Annotated in this window: 16 protein-coding genes; 9 read left to right on the top strand and 7 right to left on the bottom strand. The window is 70.1% G+C overall.

Going from position 1 to position 14,144, the window contains the following annotated elements:
• The first annotated feature begins 29 nt into the window (after positions 1-29).
• The 5 genes from P5P86_RS11680 (at position 30) to P5P86_RS11660 (ending at position 4,248) form a co-directional block, all read left to right on the top strand.
• Entirely contained in the window at positions 30-305 is a 276-nt protein-coding gene (locus P5P86_RS11680) for a DUF3263 domain-containing protein (protein WP_280607607.1), read from the top strand.
• A gap of 222 nt (positions 306-527) precedes the next feature.
• Entirely contained in the window at positions 528-1,118 is a 591-nt protein-coding gene (locus P5P86_RS11675; RefSeq protein ID WP_280607606.1) for a TetR/AcrR family transcriptional regulator, read from the top strand.
• Positions 1,119-1,206: 88 nt separating this feature from the next.
• A complete protein-coding gene (locus tag P5P86_RS11670; protein WP_280607605.1) occupies positions 1,207-2,682 on the top strand; it encodes a DHA2 family efflux MFS transporter permease subunit in 1,476 nt (491 codons plus the stop codon).
• Positions 2,683-2,788: 106 nt separating this feature from the next.
• Positions 2,789-3,208 carry a hypothetical protein gene (locus P5P86_RS11665; RefSeq protein ID WP_280607604.1) on the top strand — a complete coding sequence of 140 codons (420 nt, stop codon included), beginning with the start codon at positions 2,789-2,791 and terminating at the stop codon, positions 3,206-3,208.
• Positions 3,209-3,246: 38 nt separating this feature from the next.
• Positions 3,247-4,248, top strand: coding sequence for a hypothetical protein (locus P5P86_RS11660; protein WP_280607603.1), 1,002 nt, complete (start codon positions 3,247-3,249; stop codon positions 4,246-4,248).
• On the opposite strand, the gene P5P86_RS11655 is transcribed toward P5P86_RS11660, so the two are convergent.
• The 6 genes from P5P86_RS11655 to P5P86_RS11630 form a co-directional block, all read right to left on the bottom strand.
• Positions 4,242-4,907, bottom strand: a complete 666-nt coding sequence (locus P5P86_RS11655; RefSeq protein ID WP_280607602.1) for a DUF1345 domain-containing protein — start codon at positions 4,905-4,907, stop codon at positions 4,242-4,244. The two genes, P5P86_RS11660 and P5P86_RS11655, sit on opposite strands and share 7 nt — an antisense overlap.
• Before the next feature lie 72 nt (positions 4,908-4,979).
• Positions 4,980-5,549 (bottom strand): hypothetical protein, encoded by a 570-nt coding sequence (locus tag P5P86_RS11650; protein ID WP_280607601.1) that lies wholly within the window; start codon positions 5,547-5,549, stop codon positions 4,980-4,982.
• A 16-nt stretch (positions 5,550-5,565) separates the two neighbouring features.
• Complete coding sequence (locus P5P86_RS11645) at positions 5,566-6,714, bottom strand: zinc-dependent alcohol dehydrogenase (protein WP_280607600.1); 1,149 nt, start codon at positions 6,712-6,714, stop codon at positions 5,566-5,568.
• A 57-nt stretch (positions 6,715-6,771) separates the two neighbouring features.
• Positions 6,772-6,906 carry a hypothetical protein gene (locus tag P5P86_RS11640; protein ID WP_280607599.1) on the bottom strand — a complete coding sequence of 45 codons (135 nt, stop codon included), beginning with the start codon at positions 6,904-6,906 and terminating at the stop codon, positions 6,772-6,774.
• Positions 6,907-7,063: 157 nt separating this feature from the next.
• Complete coding sequence (locus P5P86_RS11635; protein ID WP_280607598.1) at positions 7,064-7,639, bottom strand: type 1 glutamine amidotransferase domain-containing protein; 576 nt, start codon at positions 7,637-7,639, stop codon at positions 7,064-7,066.
• Position 7,640: 1 nt separating this feature from the next.
• Complete coding sequence (locus P5P86_RS11630) at positions 7,641-8,756, bottom strand: glutathione-independent formaldehyde dehydrogenase (protein WP_348537899.1); 1,116 nt, start codon at positions 8,754-8,756, stop codon at positions 7,641-7,643.
• Positions 8,757-9,051: 295 nt separating this feature from the next.
• Here P5P86_RS11630 and P5P86_RS11625 point away from each other — a divergent pair, with 295 nt between their 5' ends.
• On the top strand, positions 9,052-10,059 hold the full coding sequence (locus P5P86_RS11625; RefSeq protein ID WP_280607596.1) for a helix-turn-helix transcriptional regulator: 1,008 nt from the start codon (positions 9,052-9,054) through the stop codon (positions 10,057-10,059).
• Positions 10,060-10,061: 2 nt separating this feature from the next.
• Here P5P86_RS11625 and P5P86_RS11620 read toward each other — a convergent pair whose 3' ends face one another.
• Entirely contained in the window at positions 10,062-10,412 is a 351-nt protein-coding gene (locus tag P5P86_RS11620) for a DUF6221 family protein (protein ID WP_280607595.1), read from the bottom strand.
• 328 nt (positions 10,413-10,740) lie between these two features.
• On the opposite strand from P5P86_RS11620, the gene P5P86_RS11615 reads away from it, so the two are divergent.
• From P5P86_RS11615 to P5P86_RS11605, 3 genes are read left to right on the top strand one after another with little or no spacing between them, the layout of a single operon-like run.
• A complete protein-coding gene (locus P5P86_RS11615) occupies positions 10,741-11,589 on the top strand; it encodes a nitrilase-related carbon-nitrogen hydrolase (protein ID WP_280607594.1) in 849 nt (282 codons plus the stop codon).
• Positions 11,586-13,022, top strand: coding sequence for a dihydropyrimidinase (hydA, locus tag P5P86_RS11610; protein WP_280607593.1), 1,437 nt, complete (start codon positions 11,586-11,588; stop codon positions 13,020-13,022). The genes P5P86_RS11615 and hydA overlap by 4 nt, the downstream gene beginning before the upstream one ends.
• 56 nt (positions 13,023-13,078) lie before the next feature.
• Positions 13,079-14,113, top strand: a complete 1,035-nt coding sequence (locus P5P86_RS11605; RefSeq protein ID WP_280607592.1) for a TIGR03842 family LLM class F420-dependent oxidoreductase — start codon at positions 13,079-13,081, stop codon at positions 14,111-14,113.
• The last annotated feature ends 31 nt before the right edge of the window (positions 14,114-14,144 follow it).

The raw sequence follows: 14,144 nt of genomic DNA, 5'->3' as shown, positions 1-14,144 counted from the left end.
GTCAGACCGCCGACGTACGGTCCTGCGCTGTGACCGCTGAAGACACGTCCCAGCTGCCCGAGCGCGACCTCGAGATGTTGGCGTTCGAGCGTCTCTGGTGGAAGTACTCCGGTGCCAAGGAGGCCGCCGTCCGGGAGAAGTTCGACATGTCCTCGACGCGGTACTACCAGATCCTGAACGAGCTCATCGACCGCCCGGAGGCGCTGGCAGTGGACCCGCTCCTCGTGCGGCGCCTCCGTCGGCTGCGTGCCGCTCGGAAGCGTCAGCGCTCGGCTCGTCGCCTGGGCTTCGCAGACGAGCTGTGAGCGGCGCTCACCGTCCGGTTACTGTCCGGACGACGTCAACCGCAGTCCACCGGAAACCACCAACAAAGCGCACGATCAACGCTTGAGCCACCAGAAAACACTAGTCACCACCAAGACGGGGCCGCATCCCGGCTTATAGGCCAGCCCGTCCGCACCATCGGTGGCGAACCCACGACGGGACACCCCTTGACACCAGATGGAAGTGACTGTTCACTTACATCCATGGACACGACCACCGGCCGCAGCCGATCCACGGCCGACGCGCGCCGCGCGACGGTGCTCACCGAGGCTCTCCGCGTCTTCGCCAAGACCGGGTACCACGCCACCCCGGTCAGCGACGTCGCGGCGGCCGCCGACATCTCGCAGGGCTACGTGATCCGGCTGTTCCGCACCAAGCTCGACCTGTTCGTGGCGGTCATCGAGACCTGCTTCGAGCAGATCGTCGCGGCACTGGACGCCGGCTCGCAGCACGTGCGCGGCGGTGAGCCGCAGCAGGTCCTCGACGCCATGAGCGACGCCTACGTCGAGCTGATCGCCGACCGTGACCTCCTCATGCTCCAGGTCCACGCCCAGAGCGCCTCCGACATCCCCGAGGTACGGCTCGCCATGCAGCGGGGTCTCGCGCGCGTCACCGAGCTCGCCTCGGACCGATCGCACGCCACCCCCGAGCAGGTGCAGCGCTTCGTGGCCTACGGCCAGCTCTGTCATCTCATCGTCACCGCCGACCTCGACCACGTCGACGGCCCCTGGGCCCGCACCCTGACCCACGGCGTCCGTCACCTCGAGACGTTCGAGGGAGGTGGGAAGCCCTAGCGCAGCGCAGCACCCCGGAGGGCCGCTCTCGCGGCCCTCTCTTCGGCCCACTCATGTAACTGACCATTCACATACAAGGAGTTCCGACATGTCACTCACCACCGCCGTACCCGGGGCGACCCCCACCGACGCACCGCGTGCCGACCGGCGCGCCTGGACCGGCCTCGGCCTCCTCGCGGCAGCCCAGTTCATGGTCGTACTCGACGCCTCCATCGTGAACATCGCCCTGCCCGACATGGGCACCGACCTGTCGCTGCGCCCCGGCACCCTGGCCTGGGTCATCACCGCCTACGTCATCGCGTTCGGCGGCCTGCTACCGCTCGGAGGTCGCCTGGCCGACCTGCTCGGTCGACGTCGCCTGTTCGTCACCGGCGTCGGCGTCTTCAGCCTCGCCTCGCTGGCGGCCGGCCTCGCGCCCACCGGAGCGGTGCTCATCGGCACCCGCGCCGTGCAGGGACTCGGCGCGGCGCTGCTCGCACCCGCCGCGCTCTCGCTGGTCACCACGCTGTTCGCCGAGGGTGCCGAACGCACCAAGGCACTGGCCATCTGGGGCGCCGTCGCCGCGGGCGGCGGGGCGGCCGGCGTGCTCCTCGGTGGCCTGCTCACCGGCGGGTTCGGCTGGCGGTCGGTGTTCCTGGTCAACATCCCGGTCGGCGCAGCCGTCCTGGCCCTCATCCGTCGCTACGTCGACGAGCCGGCGCGCCCCACCGAGCGCCTCACGTTGGCCCGCTTCGACCTACCCGGCGCTCTCACCGTCACCGGCGGCCTCGTCGCGCTCGTCACCGCCCTCTCCCAGGGCGATGCCTGGGGCTGGGGCTCGACGTCCGTCCTCGGCCTCTTCGCCGCCAGCACTGTCCTGCTCGTGACCTTCGTCGCGATCGAGCGGCGCAGCCGTCACGCCCTCGTGCCGATGCGCCTGTTCACCGTCCGTACCGTCAGCGCCGGCAACGCCGTGATGCTCCTCGTCGGTGCCGCCATGCTCGGGCTGTTCTACTTCCTCTCGCTCTACGAGCAGATCGTGCTCGGCTACGGGGCCGTCACCGCCGGCCTCTCCCAGTTGCCGCTCGCCCTGGCCCTCATCGTCGCGGCCGGCGTGGCCGCACCGCTGATGATGAAGCTCTCCACGCCCACCGTCCTCACCGGAGCCCTCCTCACGTTCGCCGTCGGGCTCGGCTGGCTCTCGCTCGCCGACCAGCACGGCACCTTCCTGGTGGACATCCTCGGCCCCTCCCTGCTCATCGGCCTGGGCCTCGGCGCGGCCTTCGTGCCCGTGACCTCGCTCGCCGTGGCCGGTGTGCCGGCCACGGACAACGGCGTCGCCGGCGGTCTGGTGAACACCAGCCAGCAGGTCGGTGGAGCCATCGGCCTCGCCGCCCTCGCCGCACTGGCCAACGGCCGGACGAGCAGCGCCGTCGCCGCGGGCCACGACACCGTGGCCGCCCTCACCAGCGGGTACGCCGCGGCGTTCCTGGGCACCGCCGGCATCGCCCTGCTCGCCGCCGCCGTCACCCTCCTCGCTGTCCGACGAAGCGACCGGGTCGACGCTGTTGCCCCGACCCACTGAGCGAACCGCCCCGGCGCCAGGGGCAGGCAACCTGCACCCGGCGCCGGGGCGAGCCGACCCACCACCCCACGGAACGAACCCCCGACCATCCAGCAAGGAAGAACCGATGGACACCATCACCACCACCCCCACCCGCCCCGCCCGCCGCGCTCGACACCCCTTCCGCCGCAGCGTCATCGCCGGCGCCGCCGTACCCCTCCTCATCGCGGCGGAGTTCGCGATGATGGCGCTCATCCCGGTCGCCATCGCTGTCGTGGCCACCTGGCGCGATCCCGGCCTGCGCAAGCTCCGCCCCTGGGCGACGGCTCTCGGCGGTCTCTACGCGCTGGCCCTCGCGAGGTGGGCGATCGGTCCCGACCGCGCGCCCAGCCTGTCCAAGGACATCGACCCGACCCTCGCCGTCGCCATCTCCCTCGCCGGCCTCGCCTTCGCCGCACGCGCCTGCGTGCTGAGGCAGGCCGCGGCACACCCGTCGCCGTACGCCGCCCGCCTTGCCCCACGCCCGGCTCCGGACCCGAAGCACTGAGGCCGTTTCCGTACGGGCGCTGGGGGTACTCGGGCCGGATGAAGCCGATTCGGGTCGGCCTGGTGGCCGACCCGGCACAGCCCACCGAGGTCGCCCATCGGTTCCGCGACGTGGAGCCGACGGACGACGACGGACGGCCCTGGCACATCGAGGTCGTGAGCGAGCCGTTCACCACCGCGTGCGAGGACGTGGACACCGCGCTGTCGCGACTCACCGACCACGCGCGTGAGCATCGATGGGACGTGGTGGTCGGTCTCACCGAGCTTCCGCTCCGCGACGGAGACGGCCGCTACCTCCTGATCGAGACCGACCGGCAGCAACGAACGGCCGTGCTGTCCCTGCCCGCACTGGGCGGGCTCCGCGTCCACCGCCGCAGCAGGCACGCCCTGGGCGAGCTCATCAGCGGCATGGCCGACACCGCCTCGACCAGTGAGCGCCGGGTCGCGATGCCCCGTCGCCGTGGACACGGGCGGCTCCTGCTCGGCATGGTGCTCGCCAATCGCCCCTGGTTGCTCGTGCCGGGGCTCAAGTCGGCCCTCGTCGCAGCGCTCACGACGGGCGCCATCGCCACGATCAACTCGACGATGTGGCTGCTGGCCGGTTCGCTGTCCTGGTGGCGCCTGGCCATCGCGACCGTCACCTCCATCGCCCTCATCACCGGATGGCTCGTCATCGACGGAGAGCTCTGGGACCGGCCGGAGGACGACACTCCGCAAGCGCGGGACAGGTCGCGCCTCTACAACACCTCGACGCTGGTGACCCTGCTCGCCGGCGTGATCATCTGCTACCTCGCCCTCTACCTCCTCAACCTCGTGTGGGCGCTGTTCGTGCTCGACCCCGCGGTGATGGGCGGGTACCTGCACATGTCCGTCGACTACGGCGACCTGTTCATGCTGACCTGGTTCGTGGCGTCGGCGGCCACCGTCGGCGGCGCGTTGGGGAGCGGCCTGGAGTCGGACGAGGCGATCCGGGCGGCGGCGTACTCCAAGCGGGAGGAGGACCGCCGCGCCCGGATCGCCCGGGACCGGCCACGTCATTGACCCAGATTGGTCACCAGGTTGATGGCCACAGCGAGCACCCCGGTGCCGAACGCGTAGGACAGCAGGGCGTGGCCGAACGCCACCCGCCTGATCCGGGTGGAGGTGGGCTCGGTCTCCGAGACGGCGAACGACATGCCGACCGTGAAGGCCATGTACGCGAAGTCGCTGTACGTCGGGGGATGCTGCTGCTTGAAGTCGATCCCGCCCGTGTCGGGCTCGTCGAGGTAGTACAGGCGCGCGTACTTGAAGGCGTAAACGGTGTTCACCAGCGCCCAGGAGAGTGTGACGCTGAGGACGCTGAGCAGCACCGAGGCGACGGCGGTGCCGCTGCGCTGGCTGCTGGACTGCACGAGCGCCACCACGACCACGGCGAGGCTCGTGACAGCCGCGGCGAGCAGCCAGACGTCAGCGGATCTCGTCGTGCTCTCCTGCTCCGCGAGACGCTTCGTCCCGTCCGAGTCCTGCGCCCAGCTCATCCGCCAGACCCACGTGAGCAGGACGGCGACCGTGACGGTCCAGGTCACCAGGGGCAGCAGCCGTGGGGAGGCGACCACGGCGACCACGACGCCCGCCGCGAGACCGATGACCAGGCTGACCAGTGAGCGACGGGGAGACAGGATGCGTCTGGCGCTCGCGTCCGTACCGAGCTCTGCGGTCACTGGACCCCTCTCCCCTCCCTGCGTCCGGCTCGTGACGCCCGGATCATGCGAGCACGCCGTCCGATCGCGTCGCTACGAACGCCGACGCATACGTCGCACCAGGAGGTACGCCGCCGCGCCGCCGCCGATCCACGGGGCGCCGACGATGAGCGGGTCCATCCACTGGTGTTTGACGTCGGCGCGGCCATGCCCCAGGCGCGACCGCAGGCCGTGGCGGGTCACCTCGGCCACGATCCCGGTCTCGGTGATCGGGTTGTCCGGGCGCAGCGTCAGCAGGGAGACCAGGCCGCTCTCGAGCGCATCCACCCGGTCGCCGGCGATGAGCAGCAGCCAGTGCGCGGCCTGCCCCTCGCTGTACTTCGCGTAGGCGAACCTCCGGATGGCTCCCGACAGGCCCTTGGGCGGGCAGGACGTCCCGAACACCGGAGGGAGCTGGGTGTGTTCGACGGACCTCTCCCGCGGCCACTTCTCCGGCTGCTGCTCGGGGTACTCCCAGTGAGCACCGGAGAAGGTCGGGTCGAATCGCTCGCGCGGGACCGACGGGCGGTCGGCCGGGTCGAGGTCGGCACCCCAGCCGGGGATGCGTGCCCTCAACGCGTCACTGTTCTCCGCGATCGGCGGCTTCTGAGGCGTGTAGGTCATCGGGCTCTCCCCTGGGTCATGCCGCGGACGGGACGACGATGGGCTTGATGCAGTGGTCGAGCTTCGCCGAGAACATGTGGTAGCCCTCGGCGATGTGCTCGAGCGGGACGTGGTGGGTGACCACGTCGCTCGGCTTGAAGTAGCCGTTGCGCAGGTGCTCGAAGAGGCGTGGCCACTGCCGCTTGACCGGGCACTGGTTCATCCGGAGCGTGAGGCCCTTGTTCATCGCGTCGCCGAACTTCACGGCGCTGAACAGCGGACCGTACGCGCCGATGACCGAGACGGTGCCGCCCTTGCGGACGGTGTCGATCGCCCAGTTCAGCGCCACCGGCGAGCCGCCCTGGAGCTTCAGCTTCGCCGCGGTGACGTGCTGGAGGAGGTTCCCGTCGGCCTCGGCACCGACCGCGTCGATGACGACATCGGCCCCGAGGCCCTCGGTGAGGTACTTGAGGTGCCGGACCACGTCGCCGTGCTCGGTGAAGCTGATCGGCTCGGCGTGGGCGAAGTCGCGTGCCTTCTCGAGCCGGTAGTCGAGGTGGTCGACGACGATCACCCTTCCGGCGCCCATCAGCCAGGCCGACCGCGCGGCGAAGAGGCCCACCGGTCCGGCGCCGTACACCACGACGACGTCGCCCTCGACGATGCCGCCGAGCTGGGCGCCGAAGTACCCGGTGGGCAGCGCGTCGGTGCACAGCACCGCGTCGTCGTCGTCCAGCCAGTCCGGGATCAGCCCCGGCCCCACGTCGGCGAACGGCACCCGGACGTACTCCGCCTGACCCCCGTCGTAGCCGCCGCAGGTGTGGGAGTAGCCGTAGATGCCACCCACCGCCGTTGCGTTCGGGTTCACGTTGTGGCAGTTCGAGTACAGCCCCCGGGCGCAGAAGTAGCAGGTGCCGCAGAAGACGTTGAACGGCACCATGACCCGATCACCGCGCTGCAGGTTCTGCACCGACGAGCCGACCTCCTGGACCTCGCCGATGAACTCGTGACCGAACGTGTGTCCGACCCGCGTGTCCGGCATCATGCCGTGGTACAGGTGCAGGTCGGACCCGCAGATCGCCGCCCGGGTCACCCGCACGATGGCATCGTTGGGATGCTCGATCGTCGGGATGTCCTTCTCCTCGACGCGGACCCGGTAGGGACCGCGGTAGACCATCGCGCGCATGTTCACCTCTCGCAACCGATTCGTGTGCCGACCAAGACCCTTCCAGCGCTTTCGTGCTCACCCACCCGGGCGGAACACGGCGCGCACGCACCCGTCCTCCTCCGCCTTGAACATCCGGTAGCCCCGCGGGCCGTCGTCGAGAGGCATCACATGGGTGGCCAGATGCTCCGTCCTCACCTCGTCCCGGCTCATCCGGTCGAGGATCTCGGGGATGTAGCGGTGCCCGTGCTGCTGGGTGCGCTCACGCCGGCAGGGTGGGCGACAGCGGGATTGAGGGCCGACCGCACCTGCCGGGCAAGGGTTCCGGCGCCGCGGGCCGCCTGGGTGGCGACGCTCTGAACCGACGACGTCACGCCCGGCCTCCCGCTCCAGCGCCCTGCGGGGCCTTGGCGAACTCCTGCACGATCCGCTCGCAGAACGCGGGCAGGTCGTCGGGTGAGCGACTGGTGGTGATGTTGCCGTCGGTGACCACCTCCTCGTCGACCACCTCGGCACCGGCGTTGCGCAGGTCGGTGCGCACGCTGGGCCACGAGGTCAGCCGACGGCCCCGCGCGACGTCGGCCTCGACGAAGTTCCAGGGGCCGTGGCAGATCGACGCGACCGGCTTGCCCGACTGCACGAAGCGTCTGACGAACTCGACCGCGGCCGGCTCCATCCGCAGCTTGTCGGGGTTCACCGTCCCACCCGGCAGGAGCAGCGCGTGGTAGTCCTCGACCGAGGCCTCCCCGACGAGCCGGTCGACGGCGAAGGTGCCGGCGTCCTTCAGGTCGTGGTCACGGGCCTGGATCTTGCCGCTGCTGATCGAGAGCACCTCGGTGCTCGCTCCGGCGTCGTCCAGCGCCTGCCGGGGTTGCTCCAGCTCGACCCGCTCCACCCCGTCGGCCGCGAGGATGGCCACCCGCCGTCCATCCAGCGTCGTCGCCATGTCACGCGCCTGCCATCGCCGGGTGCAGCACGACCTTGGTCCAGCCGTCGTCGCGGCTGTCGAAGTGCTGGTAGGCCTCGGGCGCCCGGTCGAGCGGCAACTCGTGGCTCACGATGAACGACGGCTCGGCCTTGCCGGCAGCGATCAGGTCCCTCAGCTGCCGGTTGTACTTCTTGACCGGGGCCTGGCCACTGCCGATGTGCTGCCCCTTGAACCAGAACATGCCGTAGTCGAAGGCGAGCTTGCCCTGCTTGGCCAGCTCGTCCTTCGCCCCGGGGTCCTGCGGGACGAAGACACCGACGTTGCCGATCCTCCCGGTGAAGCGCACGGAGGCGACCAGCCGGTTCATCGTGAGGTTCGCGTGCTCCTCCCCGCTGGGCTCGTGCGCCTGGTAGCCGACGCACTCACAGCCGTTGTCAGCGCCCAGACCCATGGTCTGCTCCAGGACCGCCTCGACCGGATCCACCTGGGAGTCGTCGATGGCGATCGCCCCGATCGACTCGGCGAGGCGGAGCCTGTCGGGGTGCCTGTCGACGACCATCACCTTGCTGGCGCCGCGGATCGTCGCGGAGAGCGCCGCCATCAGCCCGACCGGGCCGGCGCCGTAGATGACCGTCTGGTCGCCGGGCTGCACCCCTGCCAGCTCGGTGGCGTGGTAGCCGGTCGGGAAGATGTCGGCCAGCATCACGTAGTCGGTCTGGCGCTGCTCGGCGTCCTCCCCGAGCCGCAGGCAGTTGAAGTCGCCCCACGGCACGCGCAGCAGCTCCGCCTGCCCTCCGCCGTACGGACCCATGTCGGCGAAGCCGTACGCCGCGCCGGCCATGCTCGGCTCCGGCTGGGCCGTCAGGCAGTAGTTGGTGAGCTGGCGTTCGCAGTTCTTGCAGTGACCACACGCGATGTTGAACGGCAGGACCACGTACTCGCCCACCTTGACCTTGTCGACCCCGTCCCCGACCTCGACCACCTGGCCGAGGTTCTCGTGCCCGAACCAGCGGCCGGGCTCGAAGTCGGTCCGCCCCTCGTACATGTGCAGGTCCGAGCCGCAGATGTTCGCCGATGTGATCCGAACCAGCACGTCGGTCGGACGCTCGATGCGCGCGTCCGGCACATCCTTCACGCTGACCTTCCTCGGCCCCTCGTACACCACTGCCTTCATCTCGGTCGTCTCCTTCCGCGTCTGTCTCCCACCGTGGGCTCACCTCGATTACACGGATCCGCGCGGCCGGTCCGATATCGGCAGAAATGCCCACGGTGCGGGCACTGAGACCGCTCGGCGTGTCGTGAGTGTCGGCCCGAACGAGCGGGTACCACGCCGCTGGTTGGCGTCGCTTGCCAGCCAGCAGTGGTCGAAGGCATAGGTGAGGGGACCGGCCGCTGCGCCCGTGGATCCCTGCTACTGGGAGGGAGCCGACGTGCCCCGTCCGCCCCTGGCATCGCTCACCGACGTCGCTTCGACCGGCGCGCCCCTGGCCGAGCGCGCGCAGCGGCTCGTGGACGGGCTGACCCGCTGGCTGCCGCCCGGGGCGACCTGGTTGGCCCTGGCCGATCCGGACGCCAAGGTGTACGCCACCGTGGCCAGCACCGGTCTCGAGCAGCCCGTCCTCGACTACCTCGCCCGGCCGGCGGTCGCCGAGAGCATCCGGGACGCCGGCCTCACCAGGAACCGGCCGCCGCTCAGCCTGGCGGATCTGGCCGTCCCCGTGGACGAGCTGCCCACCTGGACCGACTGCCTGATCCCGACCGGCTTCCGGGAGGGGCTGGGGGTGCCGCTGTTCGAACCGGGCGGCCCCTATCTCGGCATCCTCACGCTGCTGTTCTTCAGCGGCGATCCGCCCTCGCCGGCGGTACGGGCCACCATGGCGCGGCTCGCCCCACTGGTCGCCGGCGGGGTCTCCCCCATGCGTTCCGTCCTCGCCACCGCACGGCTCGTGCAGGGCGCCACCTCCGGCGCCGTGCTGTTCCGCGACGGGACGCTCCAGCCGCTTCCGGGCCTTGAGCGCCACGAGCTCCTGGACGCGCGGTGCCCGGTCGTCGAGGTCGCCCGGGACGCGCTCCTGGCCGGGCAGGTGTACCGATCGTTCATGTGGCCGGTGGACGACGGTGGTGCCGGCGGCCATGTCCGCATGACGGTCCTCGCCGCCGCCGACGTACCCGCCTTCGTGCTCGGAACGCTGCTCGTCAGTCCCGACGGCGACTGCCGGGGCTTGACCTCCCGCGAGCTCGAGGTGCTCGGGCACATCGTCGACGGACTGTCCAACCAGCAGGTGGCGCGCCGACTCGCCCTCGCCCCGCGGACCGTGGCCGCCCACGTCGAGCACATCCTGCACAAGCTCGACGCGCCGTCGCGGACGCTGGCGGCCGTCCAGGCCGAGCGGGACGGCTGCTACGTGCCCGCGCCCCGCTCCCCGATCCGGCACTGACGCTAGGGACGCCAGTCCTCGAGATAGTCCTCGTGGTCGCAGTAGGTCAGCCCGAGCAGTCGCAGGGTCGGGCACGGCTCGAGGTGTTCGGCGATGAGGCGCCGCTTGACCTCGCACTCGACCAGCACGCGCGCGGGGTGCCAGCGGGCGATATGGGTGGCCTGCGGCTCCCACGCGATCCCCTCGCTGTAGACGACCGCATCACCGGCCGCATCCGCGATGACCGCCGACCGGGTCGGATGATCGCCATCGAGCCAGGCCAGGCCGCCGGCAGCGCGCGCCGACGCCTCGTCCTCGGCGATGCGGGCGAGCAGGAACTCGGTCAACGTCGACCTCGCAGTGGGTAGAGACACCGTTCGCTCCCCTTCGGATGACCCCCGGCGCGACCTCCCGTCCGCGCCGTCTCGGCGGGTCGTGCGACCCCTCCTGCGTTATCCGGAGCCACCCCGGCGGTCGGATGGGTGCTCGGCACCGGTACCGGGGTGGCGACACGCCCAGCAGAGAGGGTCAGGTGCGGCGCCGGCCCACCGCGAGGCGCCCGCATTTCGGCGTCGTTACATCTGGGGAGACTTTGCAAAGTAGTCGGTGCACGGGTGCGCCGTACGTGCCATGGTGGAGCGAGAACCAGCTCAGGAAACCACGGCGCCGTAGTCACGACGCCGACCGTCGGAAGGCTGCAGCATGTCGATTGTCAGGGTTGCCATCTCGCAGACGACGTGGACCGGCGACAAGGAGTCGATGCTCGACAGGCACGAGCAGTTCGCCCGCGACGCCGCCGCGCAGGGAGCCCAGGCGATGTGCTTCCAGGAGCTCTTCTACGGGCCCTACTTCGGCATCACGCAGGACAAGAAGTACTACCGGTACGCCGAGGCGGCCGACGGGCCGATCGTGCAGCGCTTCGCCGCACTGGCCAAGGAGCTCGGCCAGGTGATGATCCTGCCGATCTACGAGGAGGCCGAGACCGGGGTCTACTACAACACCTCGGTGCTGGTCGACGCCGACGGCACCATCCTCGGCACCTACCGCAAGAACCATCTCCCGCACCTGGAGAAGTTCTGGGAGAAGTTCTACTTCCGCCCCGGCAACCTGGGCTATCCGGTCTTCGAGACGGCGATCGGCAAGGTCGGGATGTACATCTGCTACGACCGGCACTTCCCCGAGGGCTGGCGTGAGCTCGGGCTGAACGGCGCCCACCTGGTCTTCAACCCGAACGCCACCAAGCCGGGCCTGTCCAACCGGTTGTGGGAGGTCGAGGGTCCCTGCGCTGCCGTCGCCAACGGCTACTTCGTGCTCCAGCCCAACCGGGTCGGTCGGGAGGACAACGAGTACGGCGAGGAGGCCGTGGACTTCTACGGCACCAGCCAGGTGATCGACCCGCGGGGGAACTTCGTCGGCGAGCGCGGCTCGAGCGAGAAGGAGGAGCTGCTCGTGCGCGACCTCGACCTGGACATGGTGCAGCAGATGCGCGACGACTGGCAGTTCTACCGCGATCGCCGGCCCGACACCTACACCCGGATCCCGCAGGCATGAGCACCACCCTGATCACCGGCGGGACGGTCGTCAGCGCCACCGGGCGTACGCAGGCCGACGTCCTCGTCGACGGTGAGACGATCGTCGCGCTGATCCAGCCGGGCGCCATCCCCTTCGGCCCCATCGCGCCGGACCGCACCATCGACGCGACCGGGAAGTACGTCGTCCCGGGCGGGGTCGATGCCCACACCCACATGGAGATGCCGTTCGGCGGCACCTTCGCCAGCGACACCTTCGAGACCGGCACCCGCGCCGCGGCGTGGGGCGGCACGACGACGATCGTCGACTTCGTGGTGCAGTACCCGGAGCAGAACGTGCTCGACCAGTACCACCTGTGGCACGAGAAGGCCGCCGGCAACTGCGCCATCGACTACGGCTTCCACCAGATCCTCTCCGACGTCCAGGACAGCAGCCTGACCGCGATGGACGAGCTGATCTCCGAGGGGGTCACCAGCTTCAAGCTCTTCATGGCCTACAAGGGCGTCTTCCTCTCCGACGACGGCCAGATCCTGCGGGCCTTCCAGAAGGGCTCCGAGAACGGAGCGATGATGATGATGCACGCCGAGAACGGCGCCGTCATCGACGTCCTCGTCCAGCAGGCGATCGCCGCTGGCAAGACCACGCCGTACTGGCACGGCATCACCCGTCCGTGGCAGGCCGAGGAGGAGGCCACCCACCGCGCGATCATGCTCGCCGACCTCACCGGCGCACCGCTGTACGTCGTGCACGTCTCTGCCAAGCAGGCCGTCGAGCAGATCGCGACAGCGCGCGATCGCGGCCTCAACGTCTTCGGCGAGACCTGCCCCCAGTACCTCTACCTCTCATTGGAGGAGCAGCTCGCCGCTGTCAGCGAGCGGTGGGGCACCCTCGAGGGCGCCAAGTGGGTCTGCTCCACGCCGCTGCGCTCGCGCGCCGAGGGGCACCAGAACGCGATGTGGCAGAGCCTGCGCACCAACGACATCCAGATGGTCTCCACCGACCACTGCCCGTTCTGCATGAAGGACCAGAAGGAGCTCGGCCGCAACGACTTCTCCAAGATCCCCAACGGCATCGGCTCGGTCGAGAACCGGCTGGACCTGATGTACCAGGGCGTCGTCACCGGCGAGATCACCCTAGAGCGATGGGTCGAGATCACCTCGACCACGCCGGCCCGGATGTTCGGAATGTACGGCAAGAAGGGGGTCATCGCGCCCGGAGCCGACGCCGACATCGTGGTCTACGACCCGAGCGGGCACACCTCGATCGGGATGGGACCCGGCCGGACCGCCCACCACATGAACATGGACTACTCCGCGTGGGAGGGCTTCGAGATCGACGGCCACGTCGACCTGGTGATGTCGCGCGGTGCGGTGGTCGTCGACGACTCCGGCTACGTCGGGCGCAAAGGCCATGGGCAGTACGTCGCCCGCGGGCTGTCGCAGTATCTGAGCTGACCCCTCGACGCGGTCGGGGCACGCCCCCGACGCGCTCGAGCATCGAAAGGAGATCCATGGACTTCGGAGTCGTCCTGCAGACCGACCCACCGGCGTGGCGCACGGTGGCGTTGGCCAAGCGCGCCGAGGAGTACGGCTTCAGTCACGTATGGACCTTCGACTCGCATCTGCTGTGGATGGAGCCCTACGTCATCCACAGTCAGATCCTCGCCGAGACCCGGCGCATCACGGTCGGGCCGTTCGTCACCAACCCGGCCACCCGGGACTGGACGGTCACCGCGAGCGTGTTCGCCACCCTGAACGAGATGTACGGCAATCGCACCGTCTGCGGCATCGGCCGCGGCGACTCCGCCGTCCGGGTGCTCAACGGCAGGCCGACGACCGTCAAGGCGATGCGCGAGGCCACCCACGTGATCCGCGAGCTGGCGAGCTGCCGACCGGTCGAGGTCAACGGCTCGACCCTGCAGTTCCCGTGGGCGACCAGCTCGCGGCTCGAGGTGTGGATCGCCGCCTACGGACCGCTCGCGCTCAAGGCGGCGGGCGAGGTCGGCGACGGCTTCATCCTGCAGCTCGCCGACCTCGACATCGCCGCCTGGATGATCGCCACGGTGCGCAAGGCAGCGGCCGACGCCGGCCGCGATCCGGAGTCGCTCACGTTCTGCGTCGCCGCGCCGGCGTACGTGACCGACGGCTCCACCCAGGCGCGCGCACATGCGATCGACCAGTGCCGCTGGTTCGGCGGGATGGTCGGCAACCACGTCGCCGACATCGTGGCGAAGTACGGCACCGGGGGCGCCGTGCCGCAGGCGTTGACCGACTACATCGCCGGCCGCGCGGGCTACGACTACAACGAGCACGGTCGGGCCGGCAACACCCATGCCAGCTTCGTGCCCGACGAGATCGTCGAGCGGTTCTGCCTCATCGGCACCGTCGAGGAGCAGGTCGCCAAGCTGGAGGCGCTGCGCGGGCTGGGCGTGGACCAGTTCGCCGTCTATCTCCAGCACGACGCCAAGGAGGAGACGCTCGCGGCGTACGGCGAGCACGTCATCGGCCGGGTCAACCGACCTGCCGCGGCGAAGGTCGAGTCCTAGGGGCCCGTCCCCGACCCGCGTGCCGGCGGGT

The sequence above is a fragment of the Nocardioides sp. BP30 genome (assembly GCF_029873215.1).
In the GTDB taxonomy this organism is placed as follows: Bacteria; Actinomycetota; Actinomycetes; order Propionibacteriales; family Nocardioidaceae; genus Nocardioides.
Note: the sequence above shows the minus strand (reverse complement) of the source record. Positions and strands in the feature narration are given on the sequence as shown.